This is a genomic window from Paenibacillus gansuensis (genome assembly GCF_042684925.1).
In the GTDB taxonomy this organism is placed as follows: Bacteria; Bacillota; Bacilli; order Paenibacillales; family DY6; genus Paenibacillus_N; species Paenibacillus_N gansuensis.
The window spans coordinates 40,648-64,286 of sequence record NZ_JBHUME010000013.1 but is presented as its reverse complement, the minus strand read 5'-3'; the positions used below and the strand labels follow the sequence as shown (position 1 = coordinate 64,286).

Here is a 23,639-nt window from a genome sequence, read left to right as displayed (position 1 = left end):
TAGGAGGACACGCAGTATGGGGGCATTAGGTAAGAGGGCAATCGGTGAAGCTGAACGTATGGTTCGGGTTGAAATGGAGTTATCAAGTAGCAATATTCGGAAACTCATCGCCCAGCTTCATGGTAAGGATCCATTGGTTTCGGAGTTGAAAAACCACTTAATGAAAAGTGTTGAATTGGACTCTTCGGGTGAACAGCAATCAACAGCGGTGGGGAAGCTTACATACCTCACGGAGCGGCTTAACGTCACCAGTACCGAGGGGCTTCTTTCTAAAGCGTTGTCCTTTGTAAATATGGGACTTCAGCTGGAGGATAGAGGCTACGAAATACTTGCTGTTAGGAAAAGCTTGCTTTCGAAGGAGGTTATTAAATTCAATTTACAAGGGGGGTAATATAGATGAATGAAAATATGGAGGAATTGAAGGGGCTCGAGATCAAGGACTTTGATGAAGAGCTGAAGATGGTAGAAGGCGCGATAAAAACGCATGGCAAGAAGCCGCAAAGTCTCGTGGAAGATACGTATGAGGAACGAAGGCTGCTTGTAAAAGCCGCAATTCTTATCGCTCTTCTGGTAATTGTGGTGTTTCTTGGTATCTTTGCGTATCAGCTTCTCGCAGAGCGGCCGATCGACAAGTCCTTGGATGTATTCAAGGTATTTCTCTCGGCTGCATCTCCAATCGCGACGCTGGTGCTGGGCTTCTATTTCGGCAGCAAGTCGTCCAGAAAATGATCTACGGCATGAACAAAAAAACAAGGCTTCTCACCTTCGATAAGAAGGGAGGGGCCTTGTTTTATTTTTTGCTGGCGATCCGGTATTTCACGACGTGCCGGCTGAACATGCTATCTTTCCAGGCACCAACTGTATAGCCCTGATCTTCCAATTCAATCGTCTGATGCAGCAGGCTGAGGGCTTTCGATAAGAGTTCCTCGTTGGTTTCCAATCCCATACGCTCTCTCATCCATTCCATCTTTTTTGCGATGTCGGGATTACTTTCGATATCATGTTCCTCCAACGTGTCTTCGCGATTTTCGATGGTCATTTCCACACCACCTTCCATTTATTGTGTATACCTTAAGTATAAACGCAAAGCTCCTTTTCTCCAAACGATACCGGCTTATTTGTGTCTATTCACCGAACTTGAAAACATGATATAATAATAGGCAATACGAACCACTTTTAATTTTCTGCGCCTTTATATTTTAGGCGGAGAACGAGTCCCGTTTTTTAGGGAAATTCACATTTTGCTTGGACGGTTTAAACGAACATACCACCGGTATGTCTTTTTTTCGTTTGAGCCCATACTTGGAAATAAGAGCTGAACGCTTCCGCGTCGGCTCTTTTTTTTATTTTAAGGAGGTAATATGCAATGTCAGCAGAGCAGATGAAAGGCATGTTCGACCGGATTGTCCGGAACAAGGTGAGGATGGGTAATTTTGAGACGACGGATGGGGACATACTCTCGATTCGCAGTCTTCTGCAGTTTCCCACAGCCCCGTTTTCTGTTGCGGATTTCTGCGCAGGAAGCGGGCGCGCACTTGAAATTCTGATGGCAGATTCGGCGGCAGTCGGTTTCGGAATTGAGCCTAACGAGGAAAAGTACTTGGAGCTCCGCGAGCGGATACCCAATGCTTTGTTCGGCGGGTATGAGGAATGCAGAATCAGCCGAGACACATTCCGTCTGATGTATCTGAATCCTCCCTATGATTCGGACAGCGAGACCATTGACGCTAAGGTGGAGCGTAAAGAGAAGCGATTTTTGAGGCATCTTCTGCAGTATGTGGCTGTCGACGGTATTCTCGTCTATAACATCCCGCGCGGAAGGATGACCTCGGACGTCGTGAAGATGCTTGTGGCAAACCTGGATGACATTCGAGTGTACCAGTCGCATGATGACACCTATCATCAAGTGTACACGATCGGCCGCAAGCGAAAGGAGAAGTTCCTTGACCGGAATGAGGTAGAACGGATTCTTAGGTTGATGGAGGAAGGCAGCGATTTGGAACGGCTCCCAATGCTCGACGAGCCGCTGTACAAGGTGCTGCCGGGTAACATCACTCCGAAGCTATTCCGCTCAAGCAGAATGGACGTTGACCAGGTTCGGGAAGTGTCGTTTAGCTCCGCATTAACCCGAAGGGGCATGGAGTGGACAACCCCGAAGAAGCCTGCCGCCAAACTGCAGCCGTTGTTGCCGGATAAGGAAATGCACCGCGTCCTTAGGATGGCCAGCGGCCGGCTCAACGGCAAGGTCGGTCAAGGCTCTTTGCTTCATGTGCTAAAGGGTATTGTGAGGAAAGAGACGGTTCAGAATGTGCAGGAGACACCCGATGAAACGATCGTCACCGAGACGGAGGTATTCAAAATTACCTTCAAGATGGTTGATCGGCTCGGGAATATGCGTACGATCCAAGGCTAAAAAAGCACGAATTGGAGGAAATAAAAAGATGAAAATCATGGAGTTCAAACACAAAGACATTTACGTCAAGGTACATACGCCGCTGATCGTCACCCGCTTCGATGAGGAAAAGAAGCATCATGAATTGGTTTACGCAAACGTCATTGATATTGACTCGCGAGTCCAAGCCGTGTTTGCTCAATTTCATCATGCGAAGAAGGCGGACGATGTTTATTTCATGGTTCGCCACGCACCTCGCATTGGCGAAACGGGGTATGACCGTTCCTCATGGTCTGTCCGACCTCACGGAAAGTACAAGCATCAATCTCAGCGTGAGAACGAGACCTTCGTAACCGGTCTGATTGCCAGCGAACGTGCGCTGGAAAGACGGCAAGAAGGCTTCGCCATTTTCGCTTGGGACGGCAACATCCATGAGAAGCTCTTCTGGGCGATCGAGGCGAATTACGAGACGCCTTTGCTTGAGGAGTGGACACCGTTCCTCTTCGACCAGCTTGTGAAGGACAGAGCGCTTTTGCCGCTAGTCGTTCATGATTTCACCGGGGATTATCCGGAATTGGTTGCCTACGATTTGATCGTAGGGGAGGACGTGTTGGATGGGTACATTTCGTTCGGGCTCGCGAACGGCAGGATCCACTTGACCGAGGAAGATGCAAAGGAGGCTATCTAATTGACAACGGAGACATTGGAAACGATCAACAGAGAGGTTATTGGGGAAGGGGATATCGCACTCCTTACGGATGGTGCCCCTGCAGCCGCCCCAACTTCGCTCAACGATATTGAGAACATCGGTGATTACCTAACCCTGTTCGGCGGAGATCTCATTCGGCGTTTGAATGAGGAGTACGTACCGGTGCACCACCCGGGAAATGACGAACCGCTCGCCGTTTTGAATCAAATCAAACGGCCGCTGTTTAACGCCCAAGCGCATGTGGTCACCGCGCTCCGCAAGGGTTACACGAAAAATCGCCGCCAGCTCTTGATCGGTGAGATGGGCACGGGGAAAACGTCAGTGAGTATTTCCCTTTTCTTCGCTATATTGTCTGATTTGCTCAACGGTAAGGGCCGCGTCATTTACATGGTTCCAAACCACCTGATCAAAAAGACGAAGCGGGAAGTGGGGATCCTGCTCGATAAGAATCTGTTCGAGGTTACTTTCCTCGACGATTTTGTTGACGTCATCAAGCTGCGTGACAGCGGCAAGATGCAGTTCAAGCCCAAGAAGATCGAAGTGTACATCATTGCCCGCGATACGGCCAAGCTCGGGTACATTTACGAGCCGGTTGCGCAATGGGTTGACCGCACTTATACCAAGCAGTCAATCAAGGGTGATGAAGTGCGGGAGTACAGCCGGACCGCGTTTAAGGGGTGGAAATGCCCCTGCTGCGGTGGCCAGTTGATGAAAGAAGAAGAAGGCAGCATGGTTCCAATGGAATACGAGGACTTCTTCAATAAGCACGGAAAGCCCACCCGCCGCAAAAACAACTTGTTCTGCTCGAATAACATTCGGCTGTACAAGAACAACGATCCGGAGAAGGATGAGTTCCGCCTGTGCGGTGCAGCGCTGTGGCAAGCCAAGAACAAGGATAAGAGCAGTTATTCGGGTGTATCCCGCAAGCCAAGCGGCACAGCTCCACGTAAAGTTTCACCGGCCCACTTGTTCAAGCGCTATTTTAAGGGCAAGTTCGATCTGGCGATAGGAGATGAGTGTCACGAGCTCACCGGAGAAAGCGCCCAGGCTCATGCTTTCCACGTTCTGATGGGCTGTGCCAAGTATGCGCTTGCCATGACCGGTACCCTTATGAACGGTTACGCATCCAATCTATTTCATCTACTCTATCGAATGTTCCCTTCTAGATTAATAGAGAATGGCTTTGATTGGGGCGATGTGGGAAGGTGGATCGACCTGTACGGCGTACGCGAGAAAGTGACGAAAATCCGTAAGGAAGGGGACCTGAACAGTTCTAGCAACGGATCTTCCAAAAAATCGAACACGAAGGAATTGCCTGCTGCAGCTCCACAGCTCTTTACTGATATGCTGAGTGATGTGGCGTGCTTTATCCAAATGTCCGATATGTTTGAGGTTCTGCCAGAGCTCTCCGAAGGTCCGATGAACGTCTCGCTCATGGGCAATAGGTCATTCATTCCGTGCATCACGAAGATCGAGCGTAGGCCAGGAAGAAGCAAGAGAAAGCCGTCCAAAGGGATGCGTCTTGTGGCGCCATCGTGGTATTTGTCGCGTAACTTGTCTGAGGTAGAGGGCTTGCTGCGTGAAGCAGTGCAGAAAGAGCTTCGCGGAGGCGGACAATCCGTCCTCTTGGGAAGTCTCCTGTCGACCTTGCTCAGCTATCCAGACGTTCCTTTCAATTTCGAAGGCGTTTATCATCCTGACACCGGCGATGAGATCGTTCCTCCTAGTTATCGATTGAGTGACCGGGTTATCTACCCAAAGGAGCTCCAGTTAATAAAATATGTGAAGGCGCGTCTCAAAGCAGGCCGGAAGGTTGGTATCTATGCTACCTTTACCGGGAAAATGGGTACGTTGCAACGGCTTCAAATGCTGCTGGAGGAAAGAGGAATAAAAACGGCCGTCCTGGATACGAACGTCGAGGGGGCGGACCGGGAAGAGTGGATCGCTCAGCGGGAGAAGGAAGGAATTCAGGTGTTGCTCACCAATCCAATTCTCGTCTCCACAGGGCTCGATTTGCTCGGCTTCCCATCTCTGTTCTTTTATCAGACAGGCTACCGCCTGTCGATTGTTCGTCAAGCCAGCCGGCGCCATTGGCGTATTGGGCAAAAGAATCTTTGCGAGACCGTATATTGCGGCTACAAAGATACTATGCAGGAGCTTGCGATTAATCTCATGGCTGCCAAGATGAGCGCGGCGCTTGCGCTGGAAGGACAGTTCAGCCAGGAAGGGCTAGCTGCCTTGACCGAGGGATCCGGAGGAAGTCTTGCAACCGAGCTTGCAAAACGGTTCGTCGGCAACAATATGGGCGTAGAAAGCGCGGAATCCATTTGGGGAAAGATGACGATCGACGCATCGAAGCTTGGCGTGACAGCACCGATCCAGGCACCGGCTTTCGAGGAGGAGGAGGGAGTTCCGGATATCTGGAACGAGCTCGAAGCTACGAACCCGAATCAACCGGCGTCCCCGGTCCATGTCTATTACGGCGATTCGCTGCGTAACGCGCTGTTTGCCTGGGCATCCGAGTCTGTACCGGCAGACCTTTACCCACGAATTGAGCAGCAGATCAATTTTGTTGAGCAAAACGTGAATAAGGGTTGTGACGGGCTGACGGTCGTGAACGCTTCCCTTCTTGGGGATGTGGAGCTGCGATGGGATCCAACTTCGGTACCGGATGAGGCGGAGGAATTCCGCCGCTGGGTATACAACCTGACCGTAAAACCGGTATCCGAACGGCCGAAGACCACCAAAACCAATTCCTCGTGGAAGGGATTAGAGCTGCTAGTTGAGGGTAAGACCGCGAAGACTAAAACAAAAAAGGTCTATAACGTCACCGAAGGGCAGTTTGCGTTCAATTTCTAATTCATAATGACCTGGGGAGCGGGCGGGATCATTCCCGCTCTCTTTGTTTATTAAGGAGACTTTAAAGTAGACTTCAATGTGATGTTAAACGGAAGAAAAAATTCACCTAAACTATTGTTAAGGTGAATTTTTTTTAGGTTTATTCAATTGTTCCGAACGAAGATTCATCAACGTAAACTACACCTTGGTACAAGAAAGCTTTAGAAGTTGATGTATACTCATCATCAACAATTATTTTCACTTCACTCTTGTCAAATGCAATTACCTTCTTATTTTTGTCATAGTTGATTCTATCAAATAGTTCGTAATGTCTTGCACCATCTGCAATATGAACGTAAGTTCTATTGTCAATTTTTAAAGCATCCATTTGTGATTCTTTGTAATAATTAGGTATTTTAATAAATCTAGGGACCGTTGGTGATGGGCTAGGATCATTGATAGAGGTCTGATTTTCTTTATGTTCATTAGAAATTGAATTTAATTCAATAACCTTACCTTTCATATTCACTTGTGAATTGGTCGCTTCTGCAATCTTTCTGATTGGCAAATATGTCGTATTATTATACAAAATTGGCTCTACAGCTAAACTATTTCCATTTACTTTTACACTAATTTGCTTATTTATGTATGCTTGAACTTTTTGAAGAGATGTTGAAGCAAATGCGCTAGTAGACACAAAAAGCATAACACCTGTTATCATTCCTAAAAGGAATTTGTTCATATATTACACATCCTTATTTATTTACTGAGATTAAAGCTATTAACCTTCAGAGCATTTGTGTTTTGGTAGTTGTTAAAACTCCAAAAATGAATGGTATTACCGATTATAGTTCCTTCTCCACTATTTAGATACTCGTTTGATGGTTTGAATAAGCTTGTTGAGAGAACTTTAAAGTTTTCATTAAATGTTTGGATTGTGACTGTTCCCCCTGATTTATAGCCATAAAATTTGCCATTCGAATAAAAAGAAAGCCCTCGAAAAATTTGAGATTGTCCTTTCGAATCGTAGATCATGTCTTTTTTTTCTATATTAAACACATATGAACCGAGGCCGTTTATTAACACCAACCGATCACGTTTGGATGTTAATACAATGTTTTGTTGATAGGAATAAAGATGATTTCTAAGGACACGTTTTGGGTCTTCTATGGTAATCGCCTTGTCAAGCTCACCACCGAGATATATGCGATATTGTCCGTCCTCGTTTTCAAACATCACACCGGAACCATCGTTTGTTTTGATCGGGAAGAAATACTTCGAGGAGAAGGGAGCGGGGTCTTCCCATGTCTCCAGTGGTTTTTCGCTAAGCTTTTTGCCGTTCTCTAGGTTCACGGTAACGGCTTTTAATCCGTTTTTGTTTCCGTAGAATATATAATTGTCTGTAATGATCACCATCATATCCAGATCAGGATTTTCGACATACAAGATTTCTTTTCCGCGGAAGAGCCACTTGTTTTTCTTCGCCACACTCATGTACACTTGCTTCCCATCAAATCCAGTCTCATCGATCCAAGTTACGATAGTGTAGTCTCCTTTTTCCTGTACTTTCAGGCTATTGGAGAACTGGGAGAATGTCTTCTTAGGATCGAAGGAAGCTCCCCCGTACTGGTAGTTGGTTGTAGACGTTTTTAAGACTGTGGCCGCCGAAGAAAATGCGGTTGTTCCAAAGATCCCAATTAAAACAGTAATAAGTAGTAAGGCGAGTTTTTGACGCGTGTGCATAGTTTCTCTTTCCCCTTTGGTCATTTTCTTATCATCCATTGTTTGGAAATGGCATGATATCCCATTATAGCATCATATGATCTTATTCAACATGGGGGGGACCTGCATCTACTTTTTTTTGTTTAGATTTCACTAGCTATGGCAATACTGAATGATAGAGTAGGAGCTTGCTAAATCCAGCAGTACATAACTTTGACGGACCTGAACCCTGGTAGTGGCCACCATCCGTTATGCGGGTGCAGGGAGCATGGTATACGCGTGTCTCTACAGCTGTGATGATGCTTGCTTTAAACCACGAGCGCTCGTTCGTGTAACGATTCGCGTTGCACTTGCTCTACCCATTGGCGATTCGCGCCAATTCCCAAGTGGAAGCTCAAAACCCACAACGCCCTGCGTGTGCTTCGGCACCGGAGGGCTTTTTGAATTTGTCTAAACAGGTCTTGCGCCAATTTAAAAGGTGTGGAGCCAGTAACGAAAGCAGTAAAGAAAGTATGGAACGAGTTAAAAATGTCTGGAACTGGAGAGGGGGGGACTTATAAAGAAAGTCAGGAACTGCTCGAGTGAGAAAGCGGAAGCCAAAAAATCTTGGAAAAAATTTTGTGAAAACCAATTTCCATATTATGATGTACTAAATAGAAGAGGAGGCTGGTCACGATGGCCAAACAGAAAATTTACCCTACATGCCGAATTTGCGATAAATTGAATGCTGAAATGACGCATTGCGCCATATTCGGAGCGCTTACGACCGAGCAAGTAGATAATACCGCGATTGGCGCTGCTTGTACTAAATCCGGAGACTATGTACGGATGCTGCATGCCGTACCGAACGAATATAACTATGGCAAAAAGGGCAAGCCCGTCGATGAGGAAGCAGATAATGAACTACTTGTCTTCGATGCGAACTATGAGACCAATGGGTTCCAGGAGCGACACGGTATGACGCTTGAAGAATGGGCGAGCCTAACTTTTGGAGGCAAGTCGGAGTGATAAAAGGAACCACGAAGAAGATATGATTTAAATTACATAGAAAAACACGCTAGATACATAGAAAGGGTGTAAGGATGACTTTATTTGTGGGGCTTTCCGAAGCAGCTGCCATGTTGGAGTGGGATAAGCATAAGCTATCCATATATCTAGAGCGGGGTGTTTTTCCAAAACCGTTCCAACAGCTCGAAAGTGGTCCAATTTGGACGGTTGAACAGATTAAGCAATACGAGACTTCTCGGGATAACGGCATTACTATCTACTATCATGACGGTCGAAATGTCTATCGATGCTTCTCCGATAAGCCCATGGAGCTTTTAGGGATCGAACCTGAGGATATTCATAACCCTGAATACCAACCGATGATGTGCATTACGGAACACCGAGTGGGGCATCTACGTCGGGCGATGACTAACCCGGACATGGTTCATTTTATAGGGCCCTTATCGGTGGCGGCTTATTATAATTTTGGCCTTATCATGGAGTATGAATATGCCGCTTATCTCTCCTTGCTTGAACATTCCATGGCTCCGAATTTCAATTTTGCAGGCAACTTCGGCTATTCGCGGAAGTTGGGGGGTTCGCCGATCGGTTCGATACTCGAGGAGCTTGAAGGGAAAGGGATTTTTCAAAGAGACTCGCTACCTGCAGATCCAAAGGAAGCAAAGAAATACATCATGGAAATATTAAAAAGTGTTCCAGCACCTGAAGTTGAAGAGGGGAATTGAACGATGACTCCAGATAAAATAATGAGCATGGCACCCGGACCTGAGCTCGATAAGCATCTTACCGAAATGTTGATTCATATTTCCGGTGAACATCATTATGTCAGGCCTTTTTCCTCGGACCCACTAACCGCGCTTGACTTGTGGCAGGCTGCAGCGGATGCATTCGGGAGCGTAGCCCTCGTCAAATCATCGAATGGCCCGATTTTGATAGGTGATTTTTGCACTATTCGGGATGATGACGATGAATGCAAGGTCGTCGAGGTCATGACAGCCAACTGGATTGAATCGCTGGCCAAGGCAGCGCTGCTTTTTACTCACGGTCACTATGGGGATCATATGCATCCGGATTTTCAACGAATTATCAATGAGGCGGCGCCGTCAGGAAATCTACATTGAGCGGGAAAGTGAAGCAAGTTTATATTAATATATTAGTCAGTATAGTAAAATGATTATATATTATTATATATACATACAACAATTAGTAAGAGGGCGAGTTCGGAAGGTTGAAAGACAAGATGAAAGGTTTTGCCGCTGGCTGGAATCATTGAGTGAGTTCATTGTTTTCCGGTACCTCAGCGCAGTCCCGTTTTGGCCAGATACAGCACGAAGATAAACATGATTACTTCGGTGTAATTGCTAGGCGAGAAGAGAGAGAAAGGGAGAGGACCGACGTGAGAAAAATAGAACTACTTGAAATAAAAAAGAAAAGTGCCTTCAAGACCACGATTTATCTGATGAGCATTCCAATGGTATTGATGATGCTTATCGGTTTGATTTCTACAATCGTTTCTGCTGGGATGGGGGAGCCCGCGGGTTTAGCCTTCGGTGTACCGTACATGATTATGCCGGTGGTATTCATTCTGATTTACGGGCTTATGAGCGTACTTGTTGCCCTGGTCTATAATGTCTTTGCCAAACGGTTCGGAGGTTTGCAGGTTGTAGTGCGGGAAGATGGTCCGCAGCAGGAATTCTCCCCCAACGATCCAAATTAAGAAGCCTGTGTAGATGATGAAGTAACGGGGAGAAAGGGGCCGACGACGCGGGCCCCTTCTTTATGTCTGTCATTGCTTGCAGGTTGTGTTTTTCATATTTGGACGGTTGACCAAATCAAGCAGTAATTCACCGTAGAATAAAACTGGTTTTGTTATAAATGGGAGGTTTTCATAAATGATCGACCCGATTAAACTGAAGGATCTGATCGACCGCCTCGAGACTGACGCGCTTGGCTCGGCGGCGCCCTATGACAAGGGCATTATTAAAGTGTGCCAATCATTAAAGGCGGCAATGGAAGCTGGAAAGCTGTCGCCAGATCCGGTACCGGCACCTGAATTCGAGGTAGGGGACCGAGTTACCCATATCGAATATCCCGAATTTGGGGAAGGCGAAGTCAAGGCGATTGCTAAGAGTGGAAAACGGGCAAAGGTAGAGTTTCCGGACTATGATCGAAAAAAATGCAACTGGCGGCCAAAGCGCTACTATACATTCGGTAAGCTTAGGATCCGAGAGTAAAACAATCCTTTATCATCCTTGATAACGCGATTCTTATTTTTATAAATGGAGGATTCAAATAAATGGAAGAAAAAGAATTAGGTGTTTGGGCAGAACCTGAAGGTTTTTTCTCAGTGTTTCGCTGCACCAATCAAAAATATGCTGAAGCTTTTTTGAAAAAAGGGGAAATAAAATTTAGCACACCAAGCTCTTGGGTTAAATATGCCTTTGAAAAAGGGGAAGGGCGTGGAGATAAGTTAGAAGGAACAATGGCAACATTTCATGCCCACGATATTGAGCGTATTGTTCAATTAAATCAGAAATATGGGATTTATCCTGATTTAATTCGTATGAACATGGACCAAAGAGTTTACTTGAAGAGATCTCGAGATATGGAATTGCCATGTTTTTGTATGTACCTATTAAAGCAAAGTATGTTTGATTGTCCAAGCGAAGAAGGAAAGCATAAAATAACAGCTACTGTTCCAGGTTCATATTTTAGAGATTTCATGGACAATCAAGATCCTCAAGAAGTAGAGAAATTAGACCAGTTTGTTAAGCCAGCTGTTATCATTATAAACGATTTTAAGGAGTTTGAACGAAGGATTATTAGTGCACTTACTGCAATCGGAGTAAAGAAAGAAGAAGTTATCATTTCTCGCGTTACCTATATGGATTTTGATAAATACGGTGAATATGGTTGGTGGGATTTTGGACAGAAATCTCCTATGGAACTAACAATTAAACATACGCGTTTTGAAAATCAAAGTGAAGCAAGAATAATTGTAAATACGGACGACGAAAGTATTAAAAAGATTTTAGCCAAACCAATTGAGATTGGTTCTTTAGAAGACATAGCAACGGTAAGTAATACTTATCTTCATGAAGGAATGTTAATAGAGGCAACTGTTGATTTGTATTCATATGACTGATTTTAATGGACTAAAAATTGTAAGAAGCTTAAGCATGGGGCCGGGAGACCGGTCTCAATTTTTAGTTTAACATGCAGTTGACGAGGAACAGGAGGGGAAACCCGGTTCCTCGTTTTTATGTAATCCTCTTACAAGGGATGTTACATAGTATAGACGGAACGAAACTCCGTCAACCATTTTTAGTTTGAGAATATGAAATTTATAGGCAGCTGGCAAAGAGTTGTCCGGCCGGCCGACCGGCTGCTACGTGGTTGCATATTCGCTCGACGCGTCTTGGCTCACTAACGGCCTACTCCATTATTCGGCCATTTGACGTGAATCATCTTCATTGTTAGTATGTCTTTTTCTTGAGATTTTTCCAACGTTTTCGGGAAGCAGATCATAAATACAAACTTTGAGCACTTTGCAAATATGATATAAAGAAATAAGAGATACTTTATGTACACCGTTTTCAATATTTGTTACTGATGGCCTCGATAACGCTATTCTCTTACTAAATTCAAGTTGCGTTAGCCCCCTCGCTAGCCTCAATTTCCTAATTCTAATACCAATATCGATATAAAGCATTTCTTCCTCTTTTAAATACGACATGTGCTCTCCTCCTTTAAAATCTAGTGTCTCCTACTTAAAATCTCTTAATCACTCAAGAGATATGTTTTTCGACTTTGTTACAACGGGCAACGTTTGCGCTTTTTTCTCGAATACGATTGTTTTTAACATACTTGTTTACACCCATACATTCTTCGGTATTACCGACTTCGGCGCATGGCACATGGTGAGACCTTCCACTTCCCGCTTCTTTCCCGGCGTTTTCCATCCGATCGTCTGCCCCGTCCCAGCTCTTTCCCTCATTCCTGCCCCGTCCCGCTTCCTTATATACTTCCCGCACATGATCTGATATCTAGTCTTTCTTCCGTTGTCTGCCGCCGACCGTGTATCTCAGCTCCGATCCGCCGCCGCAGGTCTTATTCTTCGACCTAGTGAGTTTCCTTCAACGTTTGTGTTACCTTCGACTGACCTGTAAGGCATTTCCCTTTGAGACCAGGTTTTCGCGCAGCGCGCGGCGGCGGCCCCCCCGTCGGACGAAAATTTGCTTCTTGGTACGGATGAAGGAGCAGGGAGGAGGTCTGCTACTGGATATTGAAAGTCCAAAAGAATAAACACGTATATAGGTGTAGAGTTGTAGGACTGCAAATAGATACGAATCTAGGTACTGAAGAGTTGAAGGACGGGTTTAAAGGTGGGTAAATACGAAGAATAGAGGATATGGTGCGCGAGGGCAATCGGTAAGGGTGTAAACAAGTATATTGAAAGAGAGTGTGTCGCTTGCTATAATATGGGTAGGCGAATATATGTTTGGTTGAATGGAGGTATAATGCATGGCTAGTGGCGGTGATTTGGCGTATAACCAGCAAGAAAATGAGCTTAATTTTCAACCGCTCTTCCGTGCGCTGGTGCGGCTCAATCTGACAAAGGCGGAGCGGGACGAAGCGATCGATAATTACATGTTCATGTTCATAGAGGACGGTCGGTTTGCGTACAAGCACTCCTGGACTCGTCAGTATGTTTATCTCGACGAAGCGGGCGGCATCCAGGGTGGTATCCTCAATACGGGCGATTTCTCCTCCCCTCCCTGCTGACCGAGTGTTGACTGCCACGCTGTTTTGGGAACGACGGCACCCTGTTTATGGGACTGAGAATGATATTGAGGAGGTAGATTGTAACATGCCAAGAAACGAAAACCCGATTGAAAAAACTGAATCGCTTGGCCATGTGGTCAAGGTGCAGCAGGTAATCGACTTTATCGTGCTCTCTGATCTCATGAACGGCGGTACACGCTATCATAGCGAAATGGAGCAACATATCACCAAGACGCTTGGTGGCGTCGGCGTCAATGATGCGTATTTCAGTCAGCGTCTCCGGGCTCTTGCTGAGGGCGGCCATGTAGTAAGGCAATGGGATGGTGATAACCGCTATAACCGCTTTTACCGGATCACAGATGCCGGCGAAGAATACTTCAAGCAGCTCCTTCGAGACCTTCCGGAGCGGGTAAACTTGGCGAAGAAGGTGTACGGTCTGTTTGATGCTCATTTGGCGAAGTATAGCAAGATGAGCCTGAAATAGAAAGGGGCGGGAACATGGAAGAGCTGAACTATCAGGAAGTCGTTGAGAAGATCAAGGCGCGGTTCCCGCAGGGCACGGTCAAACATCGAGAGGACAACGGCCGCGCTTACATACCGAATCAGGTCTATACCGACCGTGTGGAGCAAGCAACAGGCAGCCGTTGGGACCGCGAAATCCGCGATGTCGAAATTAATATCCCTCATGGCTATGTCAAAGTGATTGCTCGCGTAACGATCGGTCCGCATTATCGGGATGGAGTGGGGTTTGCTGAAATCAGCGACAGCAAACTGGTCACAAACAAGGTTGACCAAGCGACAAACGAAGCGATCCGCGAAGCCCTTGATACGTGGGAAATTGGTTGGAGCGACCTTGCCCCATATTATCAAAAGGAAAAGGATTGGGGGAGCAATCCCGCTTTGCGCCACCTACTCGATTCCCCTCCGCCCCCAGCCGGCACCGATCCTGGCTTTCAGCCGAATGCTAAGCTGGAACGGTACTGTATTTTCGCCAAGTGCGGCGTGCAGTTGACCCAGGCTGAATGGGACATTCTTGGCCGTGTGCCAAATTTAAACCGAGATAAAATGACCTATTGCTATAAACACCTTCCGGATCATTTGAAGCGGCGGCTGCCGGATGGTGTTCGCACGAAGTTTGAGCAGGTTCGAGAAGAGACGGCAAACCAAAGCACGGAATGAGCAAAGATGGATATGTCGAAAACAACCGAAGGCATTCCAAAATGGGAACTTTACCAGATCCTAATCAAAGGATAACCCGAAATTTCCGGGTCTCATAAAAATGAATAACAACGAGGGCCCTCAGTATATGAGGGCCTTCTTTAGTTCCTGTAATGTCTTTACGTTGATATCCGAATGTACCTTTGTCTAACACAGGAGCTGAAGGAGAGCAAACGACAAACAAAGAAGTGCAAAAAGTTACCAAAACGACTTGGTAAAATTCTAGTCTTATAGTACTATATGTATATTAGTAATCTAATATAATAACTAATATATAAATATATAATATTAATTGGAGGCGAAACCAGCTTGGAAGACTTTATCAACCGGGCGTTAGGCCAGGGCGGGCATCTATCCAAGCTCGTACAAGGATACAGCCCGCGGGCGCCACAGATTCTAATTTCAACAAAGGTCGGCTTGTCGCTCGATGCGGAAAAGCATCTGATGTGCGAAGCCGGAACTGGTACGGGGAAATCGCTCGGCTATCTGACTCCTGCAGCGTATTGGGCAGTGAAGAATAACAAGACCGTCGTGGTTTGTACCCATACGATCCCGCTCATGACGCAAATCGTGAATGTGGAGTTACCGCGTGTCCAGCAAATCTTAAAGATGGAGAAGCTAAATCTTAAATACCAGCTCGTGAAAGGAAAGTCGCATTACGTCTGCTACACAAAGTTAGAAACCTTATGGCAAGAAATGCTCAGAAGCAGCAGCCGCGATTCAAAAGTGGTGCAGCGGATCTTCTCCAAGGTAGCAAAAGAAGGCGTAGGAGATAGAACGGCGCTTGGTTTTGAGGTGGAGGACGCTCTCTGGAACCGGATATCGGCGTCCAGCTGCCCTGCAATCAACAAACCTGACAACTGCATGCTGGAAGACCTGAAAGAGAAAATGCAGAAAGCCCACATCATTGTCACTAACCATGCCTACTTCTTTAGTGACCTGATCATGCGTAAAAAGACCGGGAATGGTCCGCTACCGGCATATGATGCCGTTATCTTTGATGAAGCCCACGAGCTCGAGGACGTCTGCTGCAATATTTTCGAGAAGGAGGTCGACTTAAACCGGTTTGAGACTTTGTTCGATTACCTGTTTAAGAGGGACGCCTTCAACGACCTCGACAAGAGTAATCAACTTGCGCTTACGCAGCTCCGCCAGCAATTCACGCAAAAGCTGGACGAAGTATATTTGAAGGTGGGGGAGGGGATGAAGAACGATGCTTTTAAACTCCTTCACGAGAAGATAGATATGAGTGACGTCTGCTCGATACTTGGACAGTTTATCGAGAAAATTAAATCGCTCAGTATCCGCGGTGTATCGGACATTCTCGATCGGCTGTTCGAAGGGAACGATGACCTGGATTTCATCGGGGAGAACGCGAAACGATCATGGGCTTATTGGGCAACCGTTCACGGCCGCGATCATGTTACCCTCCATGCGGCCCCGCTTTTCCCGAAAGTGGTTCTAGCAAATGGGCTTTTCGATAAGGTGCCGGTCATCCTCGCCAGTGCTACAATGTCCACCAACGGTTCATTCCAATTCTTTGCCGGGCGTTGCGGTGTCAAGGAATACGATAGCGTCATGGTCGGAAGTCCTTTTGATTACGAGAACAAGACAATGATTATTTGCCCTGACGATGCGCCGGTGCCGGATAGCCCGGAAATGCTCACGTACACCGTTGAGAAACTTGAAGAAATTCTGATGTATTCCGGGGGACGTATGCTTGTACTGTTCACCAGCTTTGAAACCATGAACCAGGTAGCCCGAAAATTTCAGAAGCATTGTAGTGAGCGTGGATACAACCTTCTCGTACAATTCCCCGGCTGCGATCGAGAGAAGATCATTAACGATCTCAAGAACAACCCGCGCACGGTCGTTCTCGGTTGTTCAAGTTTCTGGACAGGCGTAGACGTTGCCGGTGACGCGCTCACGACGCTTGTAATCGTCAAGCTGCCGTTTCCGCAACCGAACGAGCCGCTTATCCAGGCGCAAATCCAGTTAATTGAAAAAGCGAAGCGAAACAGTTTTGTGGACTATATGTTTCCGAAAATGATGATTAAACTCAAGCAGGGGTTTGGCCGACTGAATCGCTCTATGAATTGCCAAGGGGCTGTCATTATCCTCGACAGCCGAATGCGGACCAAGCGATACGGAAAAACCGTGTTGAAGAGTCTACCGAAGTGCAAGTATTCCGAGAAGTTAGAGGATATCGTGCGTATCCTACCTGTTTAATTGAAGAAAGGAAGTGGTCAACATGATGGGAAAATCCCATTTGATTATTAGCACCGGTGTAACTCTTAGTGTCCTCGGCATGACCGACCAAAAAATTACGGTGCCGGTAGCAGCAATAACGGTGTTTAGCGCGCTTCTTCCTGATATTGACGAACCTAACTCTCTTCTTGTCTCTCGTGCGATCCCGACCCGCTTCCTTCGCTTTCTTCAGATTGCGCTTATCGGCCTTGGTGCTTTCCTTTACTTCTTCGGCCAAGCATTTGCGCCTTGGAATACGGTGCTTGGTACACTCGTCGCATTGGTTTCGCTTATGCCGACCCGCTCCCTTCGAAACATCGTCATGGTACTTATCGGCGCCGGTCTTATATTCTTCGGCCAACCGTGGATTCCATGGAATATTGTAATTGGTAGTCTACTGATCATTTGCGCGCTACTCCCCCACCGCGGGCTTACACATACGCTGTACGGACTTGTCGGATGGACGGCTCTCCTGTATTTTGCATCCTTGGGCTATGGCCACACGCTTTGGATTGCCGGGGGCTTGTCGTATCTGCTTCACCTGCTTGCGGATTCGGTTACGAATCGCGGGATCCGTCCGATTCCGCCGCTCGCGTGGCGGCTACGAATTAATCTTATGAGCACTGGCACATGGACCGGCTCTGTCGTGGAGGGCGGTTTTGTCCTACTAACCTTCGTATTGGTTTACATTGTTTTTCTTAGCCACATATCTATTTATTGAGAGAGAGGAGTTTTGCCAGCATGGTAATCGACCCGACCAACCTCCAAAAACACCCGCTTATCACCAGTTTCTTTGAAGTAGTAAAGGAACGGTTTCGCTTGACGAGGCGTGAAAGTGAGGTTCTGCAGATGCTTTTGCTCCATGGTGCCAGTAATAAGCAGCTGGGAGAGGTCTTCAATCTATCGGAAAAGACCATGAAGAACCACGTGTCAAACATTCAGCGAAAATTTAACGCAAAATCAAGCCGGGAATTACAGTCGATTGTCTTCCGTGATACGTTGATCCCGGTGTTTATGAATGTATTTCATACTCCGAAAAAGCAAATGGAGGGTACACACCAAGATGTTGCTATATCGTATTAACCAGGAAGCCCAGGAGAGGCAAAACGACGACTCCGATTCGAGTCGTCCTGCACTAACACACGAGGAAATCAACGAGCTGTTGAAAAAGCTAGAACTAGAAACAGAAAACTTCAAGGGAGGCCGCTTACAGGCGGATAGTGAATAATGATACATTTATTTGATACATTACAGAATGTTTTTGATGTGGTTATTGTTATTTTGCTCACTGGATTAGATCTATTAATAAGTTCCTAAAGGGGGATATGCATGCCGTAAATGAATCGGATCATCATCAAGTTATTTGATATTCCACTGACTCTTTACTTGAGTAAAAATCTCTACATTTAAATTAAAAGGCAGGTTATTACTATGAAAACAATAAAGTCAATTCTATCCGTTCTTACCTTATTTCTGATTATTAGCGGTGGTTCCGTCTATGCTAATTCCGCAGATGTTATTACGAAAATGCCAGTGAATTTTACGCCATCAAAGATAAAGCAATTTGGCAACGCTGGTTTTTCATCTTTCTCCGATCCCCGGGATCTATCCGGAATTTCGATTTATGAGAATAACGGTTATGTATATGTCATCTGGGTTGCAAATGGTAATGTATACTTGTCACTTGCGAAAGAAGGTAAATGGGTATATAGAGATAAAGTTGTCACGACCGTAAAAGATCAAAAACCTCTTCCAGAAGCTGAGGATTATGATTACAAAGCAGTGATCTCTGGCAATTATGTTTACCTTACCTTCGATTTTCGTGCAGATAAAGCGAAGAATTGGGCGCCATTGTCATCCGATAATTACTTTAATCCAGTGGCCAGTATCACGCGCCAATTAACTCTCGGACCATCAGGACTTGTCGGTGCGAAGACGTTCCGCGGTTTTGTTGCAGAATCAACCGCTCCTAACAGTGGTTATACGGCCGTTCCTGTGGACACTTCAAAAGGTCCAGGCGTAATTTTCATGACTAATTTTATTGATTCGCCTACAAGGAATTTATATGTACCCGCTGTGGGAAAGACCCTTAAAGTGAACGTTTCATATATCGATAATAATATTGAATACATAGATATAGATAAAAATAAAGCGTTACATAATGATAATTTTAGAGGTACCGGACAATTCAATATTAAGAGTGGCGATCCGCTTTTTAATACAGACGGGAAGGATAAATTAGCGCCGAATGTTTACGGAGACTTTATTCTCAACGCTGGAAATAGCAAGATGTTCTTTAATGAATTCAAATTCTTAAATGATGATAAGTACATTCGCGTTACAATCGGTAAGTTTGACTCGAACCTCATAAATAATTCTAAGAAAAATGTGCAGTTTATGATCCCAAATAATCTTTTCTACGGGTATGGCGATCGAACCAATAGCACTGTCTATGTGACCCAGGGAAGCAAGGAAATTCACGTATGGCAGCTTAATTGGTTTAATCGAAAGGCATCACTTGAAATGTATGTGGTTAATAAGTCGGAACTTCAATAAATACAAAAATGGTCACGCCTCAAATTAGCAGAGGCATGACCATTTTTTTCGATAGTACCGCGTAATGTTCATTTAAAATAAAATTTTAAACTGGAAAATTAAGTTTTAGACTGAGAATATAAAGTTATAGACTGAACTTACCGCTCATAAACGAGAAGGATTGAGCAGCCTATCAGATAATAAATTTTATACATTAAATTTGTACATCAAAAGGAAAGTGGGCCAATTATGTTAAAAAGAATAAAGAAATTTGCCTCCATGCTGCTCCAAGGAATAGACGACCTAGTTGATAAAAACAATAATGTTTTAAAGAGAGGTCTTTATGAGGACTTACGAAGACAAAATCAAATTGGCGTACAGGTGGTAAAAGGGAATCATACACTTGACGATCTTATTGAAGTTGAAATGATTGATAAAAAGCATAACCCTTAGTTGTATATACTGTCACTATCAAACTCGATAAAATGCATGCACCACATCTAATACTTTTTTTTGATTTTAGCTTTCACCTCATCCTAATTATGTGTCAGTCTAAAAATTGTTTTCAAAAGCTGCCGACATCTCAACCCCAAATCCCTGATAATTCAATACTGTAGTCTACAATTTTATTTTCTTCGTAGAAGTAGCAGCATGAAAAAAGGGGTTACGAATTAAGGGAGCGCCTCCGTTAGCCGACTCCCATTTTTTTCTTTATACGTACTCGGTGCTATGCTATAATAGATCCATTACTAGTAGCACAAAATTTTCTTTGCCGTCCTTTTTTCGGTGAAGAACGGGTTAGTACGGCATATAGCCGTCAATAATTATCAGGCGTAAATTTTGACCAGGAGAACAGAAGTGTACCTTATTTGGGTGCGCTTTTTTTGTTTTCCTGGTCTTTTTTTTTGCCTAAACCAAAGGAGGAAATAAGAATTGCGTATCAACCTTTCCCGTTTATCGGCTTCTTTGCCGAAGCAAGAGGAGGCGCCGTATCTGCAAGGATATACGCCAGGTCTCTTTCGAGCGATTGAAGCCGCACATTATGGTAGTTCAAGCCCGAATGTAGATTGGAACGGGTTCACGTTGTCAGAAGCAGAACAGGCATTGGACATGGCCATGAGTTATGTTGATCAACAGGATGCGGAGGAAGAGGAAAGCGCCCCTCAACATCCTAATGAGGGGAACGCAATCCATGAGTTTCTCCATAATTCGGAAGTGATCTACAAGCTTAAGCACATGAAGCCTGAGAAGCAGTCCGAAAACGTAGACTTTTTTTAAGAAAGGGTGCGAGGAGTCATTGGAAAAATCGTATATCTATGCGGAGCAGCTCGGTCAAATGCATGCGACGTATGACGCCTTCACGCTCGTCAAAATCGCGCATGATTCGGGTGTTGACGTCGTGGAAACTCCGATAAACTTTTACTGCTATGAATTTGGAGGGCAGGGACCGGTGTTTTGGGAGTGTTTGGAGCGGTTGTTTGGACAGGTCGATCATGTGAATGAATCGCTAAACGCATGGGGTTCGTCCGTCAATACATATCGAATCCCGCTTCCAGAGCTGAAGTCATTTTATCCACTGCTGAAAGATGAGGAGCATGGCCGATACATCGACAAGTTCAACCGCATGCTCAAACACTCTGATGATTACTGCTGTGAGTTTGAGACGGAGGGCAGGATGGCCGGTGACTGCTTCTACCTCACTTTCAATGGAGAGTATGGTTTATATTCGCCGCTCCTGAAGGTATTGGTGGCAATTCGAAATGAAGTTCGCGAGCTAATCCACTCGAGGCGAGAGCAAATTGTCAACGGACTTCAAAACGTCTTGTTGACGAAAATGGTCTACGACCGTCTTGGTTGCGTGGTGGATGTATCAATGGAAGACCATGTGAATGTGGTGTTCTCACGCATCATGGAGCAGTGCGGGGGCTTGAGTCTTTCGCTTGTTGCTGGAGATCCGTTCTCCTTTGAAACCATGAGAACGATGCTGAACAGCATACTTGAACAGGCGGCATTAAAAACAGTACGAGAGGAAGTGGCGGCATGAGTACGGCTGCTCAATTAGAAAAGGAAACCGGATCGAAAATGGTCATCGTTATTCGCGATCATGGCCTCCCCACGATAGAGGAGTTTCATAATGGCGTGAGTTTGGGGGAAGGGGTTTATACGCATGAAGCGGTTGTGAGTGCACTTTTTCAATCTCTCGACTACTCGGCCATCATGACGCCCATTTTGCCACGGAATACGCTCTTCTATTCTGAGGGACCGTCGAAGCGATACGTCTTTCTTGAAGTCCCACCGCAGAACCGTAAAGTGTTCTATCACGATGCGGAGATCGAGGACGTCGCATTCCCTCGGATGGTATTCGGTTTCGAATGTATGGTGCAAGAAAATAAACTGACCATAACCAAAGTGTACGTGGCGGCGCTGGAGGACCAAATCATTCCCAACGAGGAATCGAAGGTCTTTTTTTATCCCTATACCAACGTCGACAGTACTTTTACGGTTTGCTGGGGAAGCCAAAAGCTGCCGTTAATCGATCGTGTCTCCCAACTCGGTACGATTCCGGAATTGTTCTTCAACTCGCCGAATTCGGACTGCTATTATTCAAGTTCGAATCTTAGCAAGAAGCCATTCCGGGCGCTTGTCGAAGAGGTAAAAGGGGGCACATTTCCTGAAAATTACCTAAAGGACACCGGATTGAAGCTGCAGGAATGGATCCACAAGCTCACCGGCTCATTCTAACCTCTTGTCACGCACGAATTGGAGCTCATAAAAATCTAATATTATTCATGGGGGAATTTAAAATGTCCAATACTAACGATCTGTTTGATTTGTTCTCTTACTTCGACGGAGACTTTTCCGAGCCATCAGCACAGAAAGAGGGTGCACCGAAAACATCACCGGCTGCGCCATCTTCTGAGGCCCCGGCTGCAACCGAAACGGCCGCAAGTACCGATATGGTTACCGGTTCTACTGACTCTATGCTGGAAGGCGTTCAGAAGGGTGATAAAGTCGTTCACCTAGCTTCTTCCCAGCTGCGGGAACAGCGGCAACAGGAGCGTCCGGAGGATGCCTGCGAGGATGAATGCGATTCTCAAGAGGAAGAGAGCGACGAGGATCAAGAGGCGCTCGCGGAAGACAGTGAACCAGATGAAGCTGCAGCTGATAGAGCCGAGCTCGCAGGCGGACAAGCCAACACGGAAGTCAAGGCCGATCAAAAGACGGCCGCCAACAACGTCGCCGCGGCAGCCAAGAAAGAAGAGAAAAAGCCTGAGTTTAACCATGCTACGTACATTGCGTATGCGGGAAACTCGTTCCTGCTGAGCAAGTTTTTCGAAGCAGACAAATTGGCCGAGCTCGACCTCGAGGCTGTACGAAAACGGTTGGAGCGCGACTTTCCGGAGCTGTCCAAACAGCGAACCAAAATGGAATGGGACGAGAAGAAAAACCTCATTATTCCGATGGTTACAGGCGGAAAAAAGGGGTCCTTTTTCAGCCACGGGCTGAAAGGCTTCTTCTTCCGTTCAAAGGACCTTTTCGAGAACAAGGAGCCCATTAACATCCTCGCTGCCCGCGACGGGTACTACGAGCTGCGTGAAAACGCAATCGGAGTATTCATTGCCAAAGCGCCGGTTGTCGATGAACTGGAACCATGCCGAGAAGGATTCAAAATGAGCCTGCCAAAGATTCCGGGAGACCTATTCGCTCAGCTAGTAACCTTTTTTGCTGACTATGCAGCACGCGATGACGGAGAGGTCGAAGTAATGGGCGTTTTCTATTGGGACACGGAGAATAAGCGCTACGTGCTAGATGTACCAAAGCAAAGGGTATCAAAGTCGAGAGTAATTCCAACCTACACTGAGTTCCCGCCACATTTTATCCGTGTGGCCGAGATTCATTCCCATAATACGATGGATGCCTTTTTCAGTCCAATTGATGATGAGGATGAGAAAGCAACAATGCTTTATGGTGTTGTCGGTAAATTGCGGAACGGCCTTCAGGAAATTACCTATAAAGTCCGTACACGTGCAGGGATGGCAGGCCGATTCATTCCTCTTGAGCCAGAATTCATTATCGAGGGGGATTTTTATTCATGGCCGTCACTCGTAAAGGCTGAATACCCGGATCAATGGCATGATCGCGTGACAATCTCCAAATTAAACAGCTCTTTGGGGGTACTATAAA

General features: G+C 45.8%; 28 protein-coding genes. 23 read left to right on the top strand and 5 right to left on the bottom strand.

Features of this window, described 5'->3' with window-relative positions; translation table 11 throughout:
* The first annotated feature begins 16 nt into the window (after positions 1-16).
* Positions 17-391, top strand: a complete 375-nt coding sequence (locus ACFSUF_RS19710) for a hypothetical protein (RefSeq protein ID WP_377605715.1) — start codon at positions 17-19, stop codon at positions 389-391.
* Between the two features lie 5 nt (positions 392-396).
* A complete protein-coding gene (locus ACFSUF_RS19705) occupies positions 397-729 on the top strand; it encodes a hypothetical protein (RefSeq protein ID WP_377605713.1) in 333 nt (110 codons plus the stop codon).
* A 61-nt stretch (positions 730-790) separates the two neighbouring features.
* Here the strand turns inward: ACFSUF_RS19705 and ACFSUF_RS19700 are convergent, their stop codons facing one another.
* Entirely contained in the window at positions 791-1,039 is a 249-nt protein-coding gene (locus tag ACFSUF_RS19700) for a hypothetical protein (RefSeq protein WP_377605711.1), read from the bottom strand.
* Positions 1,040-1,366: 327 nt separating this feature from the next.
* On the opposite strand from ACFSUF_RS19700, the gene ACFSUF_RS19695 reads away from it, so the two are divergent.
* From ACFSUF_RS19695 to ACFSUF_RS19685, 3 genes are read left to right on the top strand one after another with little or no spacing between them, the layout of a single operon-like run.
* Positions 1,367-2,413, top strand: a complete 1,047-nt coding sequence (locus ACFSUF_RS19695; protein WP_377605709.1) for a DUF6094 domain-containing protein — start codon at positions 1,367-1,369, stop codon at positions 2,411-2,413.
* Positions 2,414-2,441: 28 nt separating this feature from the next.
* Positions 2,442-3,080: a hypothetical protein gene (locus tag ACFSUF_RS19690; protein ID WP_377605707.1), complete on the top strand. Its 639-nt coding sequence runs from the start codon at positions 2,442-2,444 to the stop codon at positions 3,078-3,080.
* A complete protein-coding gene (locus ACFSUF_RS19685) occupies positions 3,081-5,960 on the top strand; it encodes a DEAD/DEAH box helicase (protein ID WP_377605705.1) in 2,880 nt (959 codons plus the stop codon). It abuts the gene before it with no gap.
* 139 nt (positions 5,961-6,099) lie between these two features.
* Here ACFSUF_RS19685 and ACFSUF_RS19680 read toward each other — a convergent pair whose 3' ends face one another.
* Together ACFSUF_RS19680 and ACFSUF_RS19675 are read right to left on the bottom strand one after the other, a co-directional pair.
* Positions 6,100-6,681 carry a stalk domain-containing protein gene (locus ACFSUF_RS19680; RefSeq protein WP_377605704.1) on the bottom strand — a complete coding sequence of 194 codons (582 nt, stop codon included), beginning with the start codon at positions 6,679-6,681 and terminating at the stop codon, positions 6,100-6,102.
* A gap of 17 nt (positions 6,682-6,698) precedes the next feature.
* Positions 6,699-7,706: a hypothetical protein gene (locus ACFSUF_RS19675; protein ID WP_377605702.1), complete on the bottom strand. Its 1,008-nt coding sequence runs from the start codon at positions 7,704-7,706 to the stop codon at positions 6,699-6,701.
* A gap of 630 nt (positions 7,707-8,336) precedes the next feature.
* Here ACFSUF_RS19675 and ACFSUF_RS19670 point away from each other — a divergent pair.
* The 6 genes from ACFSUF_RS19670 (at position 8,337) to ACFSUF_RS19645 (ending at position 11,814) form a co-directional block, all read left to right on the top strand.
* Positions 8,337-8,669, top strand: a complete 333-nt coding sequence (locus ACFSUF_RS19670) for a hypothetical protein (protein ID WP_377605699.1) — start codon at positions 8,337-8,339, stop codon at positions 8,667-8,669.
* 74 nt (positions 8,670-8,743) lie between these two features.
* A complete protein-coding gene (locus ACFSUF_RS19665; RefSeq protein ID WP_377605697.1) occupies positions 8,744-9,394 on the top strand; it encodes a hypothetical protein in 651 nt (216 codons plus the stop codon).
* A gap of 3 nt (positions 9,395-9,397) precedes the next feature.
* Positions 9,398-9,790, top strand: coding sequence for a hypothetical protein (locus ACFSUF_RS19660; protein WP_377605695.1), 393 nt, complete (start codon positions 9,398-9,400; stop codon positions 9,788-9,790).
* A 275-nt stretch (positions 9,791-10,065) separates the two neighbouring features.
* A complete protein-coding gene (locus ACFSUF_RS19655) occupies positions 10,066-10,386 on the top strand; it encodes a hypothetical protein (protein WP_377605693.1) in 321 nt (106 codons plus the stop codon).
* A 175-nt stretch (positions 10,387-10,561) separates the two neighbouring features.
* On the top strand, positions 10,562-10,903 hold the full coding sequence (locus ACFSUF_RS19650; RefSeq protein WP_377605691.1) for a hypothetical protein: 342 nt from the start codon (positions 10,562-10,564) through the stop codon (positions 10,901-10,903).
* Between the two features lie 62 nt (positions 10,904-10,965).
* The gene (locus tag ACFSUF_RS19645; RefSeq protein ID WP_377605689.1) at positions 10,966-11,814 is read left to right on the top strand and encodes a hypothetical protein; all 849 of its coding nucleotides are present in this window, start codon (positions 10,966-10,968) and stop codon (positions 11,812-11,814) included.
* Positions 11,815-12,111: 297 nt separating this feature from the next.
* On the opposite strand, the gene ACFSUF_RS19640 is transcribed toward ACFSUF_RS19645, so the two are convergent.
* Positions 12,112-12,405: a helix-turn-helix domain-containing protein gene (locus ACFSUF_RS19640; RefSeq protein WP_377605687.1), complete on the bottom strand. Its 294-nt coding sequence runs from the start codon at positions 12,403-12,405 to the stop codon at positions 12,112-12,114.
* A 135-nt stretch (positions 12,406-12,540) separates the two neighbouring features.
* Positions 12,541-12,666, bottom strand: coding sequence for a hypothetical protein (locus ACFSUF_RS19635; protein ID WP_377605685.1), 126 nt, complete (start codon positions 12,664-12,666; stop codon positions 12,541-12,543).
* A gap of 527 nt (positions 12,667-13,193) precedes the next feature.
* Here ACFSUF_RS19635 and ACFSUF_RS19630 point away from each other — a divergent pair.
* The 12 genes from ACFSUF_RS19630 (at position 13,194) to ACFSUF_RS19575 (ending at position 23,638) form a co-directional block, all read left to right on the top strand.
* On the top strand, positions 13,194-13,454 hold the full coding sequence (locus ACFSUF_RS19630) for a hypothetical protein (protein WP_377605683.1): 261 nt from the start codon (positions 13,194-13,196) through the stop codon (positions 13,452-13,454).
* An 85-nt stretch (positions 13,455-13,539) separates the two neighbouring features.
* Positions 13,540-13,938 (top strand): PadR family transcriptional regulator, encoded by a 399-nt coding sequence (locus ACFSUF_RS19625; RefSeq protein WP_377605681.1) that lies wholly within the window; start codon positions 13,540-13,542, stop codon positions 13,936-13,938.
* 14 nt (positions 13,939-13,952) lie between these two features.
* Positions 13,953-14,633: a hypothetical protein gene (locus ACFSUF_RS19620; RefSeq protein WP_377605679.1), complete on the top strand. Its 681-nt coding sequence runs from the start codon at positions 13,953-13,955 to the stop codon at positions 14,631-14,633.
* Between the two features lie 348 nt (positions 14,634-14,981).
* Positions 14,982-16,901: an ATP-dependent DNA helicase gene (locus ACFSUF_RS19615; RefSeq protein WP_377605677.1), complete on the top strand. Its 1,920-nt coding sequence runs from the start codon at positions 14,982-14,984 to the stop codon at positions 16,899-16,901.
* Positions 16,902-16,923: 22 nt separating this feature from the next.
* The gene (locus ACFSUF_RS19610) at positions 16,924-17,640 is read left to right on the top strand and encodes a metal-dependent hydrolase (RefSeq protein WP_377605675.1); all 717 of its coding nucleotides are present in this window, start codon (positions 16,924-16,926) and stop codon (positions 17,638-17,640) included.
* A gap of 20 nt (positions 17,641-17,660) precedes the next feature.
* Entirely contained in the window at positions 17,661-18,002 is a 342-nt protein-coding gene (locus ACFSUF_RS19605; protein ID WP_377605673.1) for a response regulator transcription factor, read from the top strand.
* Positions 18,003-18,350: 348 nt separating this feature from the next.
* On the top strand, positions 18,351-19,475 hold the full coding sequence (locus tag ACFSUF_RS19600; RefSeq protein ID WP_377605671.1) for a hypothetical protein: 1,125 nt from the start codon (positions 18,351-18,353) through the stop codon (positions 19,473-19,475).
* Between the two features lie 228 nt (positions 19,476-19,703).
* Positions 19,704-19,907, top strand: coding sequence for a hypothetical protein (locus tag ACFSUF_RS19595; protein ID WP_377605669.1), 204 nt, complete (start codon positions 19,704-19,706; stop codon positions 19,905-19,907).
* A gap of 480 nt (positions 19,908-20,387) precedes the next feature.
* Positions 20,388-20,732: a hypothetical protein gene (locus tag ACFSUF_RS19590; RefSeq protein WP_377605667.1), complete on the top strand. Its 345-nt coding sequence runs from the start codon at positions 20,388-20,390 to the stop codon at positions 20,730-20,732.
* Between the two features lie 19 nt (positions 20,733-20,751).
* Positions 20,752-21,498: a hypothetical protein gene (locus tag ACFSUF_RS19585; protein WP_377605665.1), complete on the top strand. Its 747-nt coding sequence runs from the start codon at positions 20,752-20,754 to the stop codon at positions 21,496-21,498.
* Positions 21,495-22,196, top strand: coding sequence for a hypothetical protein (locus tag ACFSUF_RS19580; protein WP_377605663.1), 702 nt, complete (start codon positions 21,495-21,497; stop codon positions 22,194-22,196). The genes ACFSUF_RS19585 and ACFSUF_RS19580 overlap by 4 nt, the downstream gene beginning before the upstream one ends.
* 62 nt (positions 22,197-22,258) lie before the next feature.
* Complete coding sequence (locus tag ACFSUF_RS19575; RefSeq protein ID WP_377605661.1) at positions 22,259-23,638, top strand: hypothetical protein; 1,380 nt, start codon at positions 22,259-22,261, stop codon at positions 23,636-23,638.
* Position 23,639: the final 1 nt, after the last annotated feature.

Excerpts from the sequence above, each read along its gene's own strand:
- ACFSUF_RS19710 (WP_377605715.1), top strand. The coding sequence starts at position 17 with ATGGGGGCATTAGGTAAGAGGGCAATCGGTGAAGCTGAACGTATGGTT.
- ACFSUF_RS19705 (WP_377605713.1), top strand. The coding sequence starts at position 397 with ATGAATGAAAATATGGAGGAATTGAAGGGGCTCGAGATCAAGGACTTT.
- ACFSUF_RS19700 (WP_377605711.1), bottom strand. The coding sequence starts at position 1,039 with ATGACCATCGAAAATCGCGAAGACACGTTGGAGGAACATGATATCGAA.
- ACFSUF_RS19695 (WP_377605709.1), top strand. The coding sequence starts at position 1,367 with ATGTCAGCAGAGCAGATGAAAGGCATGTTCGACCGGATTGTCCGGAAC.
- ACFSUF_RS19690 (WP_377605707.1), top strand. The coding sequence starts at position 2,442 with ATGAAAATCATGGAGTTCAAACACAAAGACATTTACGTCAAGGTACAT.
- ACFSUF_RS19680 (WP_377605704.1), bottom strand. The coding sequence starts at position 6,681 with ATGAACAAATTCCTTTTAGGAATGATAACAGGTGTTATGCTTTTTGTG.
- ACFSUF_RS19675 (WP_377605702.1), bottom strand. The coding sequence starts at position 7,706 with ATGACCAAAGGGGAAAGAGAAACTATGCACACGCGTCAAAAACTCGCC.
- ACFSUF_RS19670 (WP_377605699.1), top strand. The coding sequence starts at position 8,337 with ATGGCCAAACAGAAAATTTACCCTACATGCCGAATTTGCGATAAATTG.
- ACFSUF_RS19665 (WP_377605697.1), top strand. The coding sequence starts at position 8,744 with ATGACTTTATTTGTGGGGCTTTCCGAAGCAGCTGCCATGTTGGAGTGG.
- ACFSUF_RS19660 (WP_377605695.1), top strand. The coding sequence starts at position 9,398 with ATGACTCCAGATAAAATAATGAGCATGGCACCCGGACCTGAGCTCGAT.
- ACFSUF_RS19650 (WP_377605691.1), top strand. The coding sequence starts at position 10,562 with ATGATCGACCCGATTAAACTGAAGGATCTGATCGACCGCCTCGAGACT.
- ACFSUF_RS19645 (WP_377605689.1), top strand. The coding sequence starts at position 10,966 with ATGGAAGAAAAAGAATTAGGTGTTTGGGCAGAACCTGAAGGTTTTTTC.
- ACFSUF_RS19640 (WP_377605687.1), bottom strand. The coding sequence starts at position 12,405 with ATGTCGTATTTAAAAGAGGAAGAAATGCTTTATATCGATATTGGTATT.
- ACFSUF_RS19635 (WP_377605685.1), bottom strand. The coding sequence starts at position 12,666 with ATGAGGGAAAGAGCTGGGACGGGGCAGACGATCGGATGGAAAACGCCG.
- ACFSUF_RS19630 (WP_377605683.1), top strand. The coding sequence starts at position 13,194 with ATGGCTAGTGGCGGTGATTTGGCGTATAACCAGCAAGAAAATGAGCTT.
- ACFSUF_RS19625 (WP_377605681.1), top strand. The coding sequence starts at position 13,540 with ATGCCAAGAAACGAAAACCCGATTGAAAAAACTGAATCGCTTGGCCAT.
- ACFSUF_RS19620 (WP_377605679.1), top strand. The coding sequence starts at position 13,953 with ATGGAAGAGCTGAACTATCAGGAAGTCGTTGAGAAGATCAAGGCGCGG.
- ACFSUF_RS19610 (WP_377605675.1), top strand. The coding sequence starts at position 16,924 with ATGATGGGAAAATCCCATTTGATTATTAGCACCGGTGTAACTCTTAGT.
- ACFSUF_RS19605 (WP_377605673.1), top strand. The coding sequence starts at position 17,661 with ATGGTAATCGACCCGACCAACCTCCAAAAACACCCGCTTATCACCAGT.
- ACFSUF_RS19600 (WP_377605671.1), top strand. The coding sequence starts at position 18,351 with ATGAAAACAATAAAGTCAATTCTATCCGTTCTTACCTTATTTCTGATT.
- ACFSUF_RS19595 (WP_377605669.1), top strand. The coding sequence starts at position 19,704 with ATGTTAAAAAGAATAAAGAAATTTGCCTCCATGCTGCTCCAAGGAATA.
- ACFSUF_RS19580 (WP_377605663.1), top strand. The coding sequence starts at position 21,495 with ATGAGTACGGCTGCTCAATTAGAAAAGGAAACCGGATCGAAAATGGTC.
- ACFSUF_RS19575 (WP_377605661.1), top strand. The coding sequence starts at position 22,259 with ATGTCCAATACTAACGATCTGTTTGATTTGTTCTCTTACTTCGACGGA.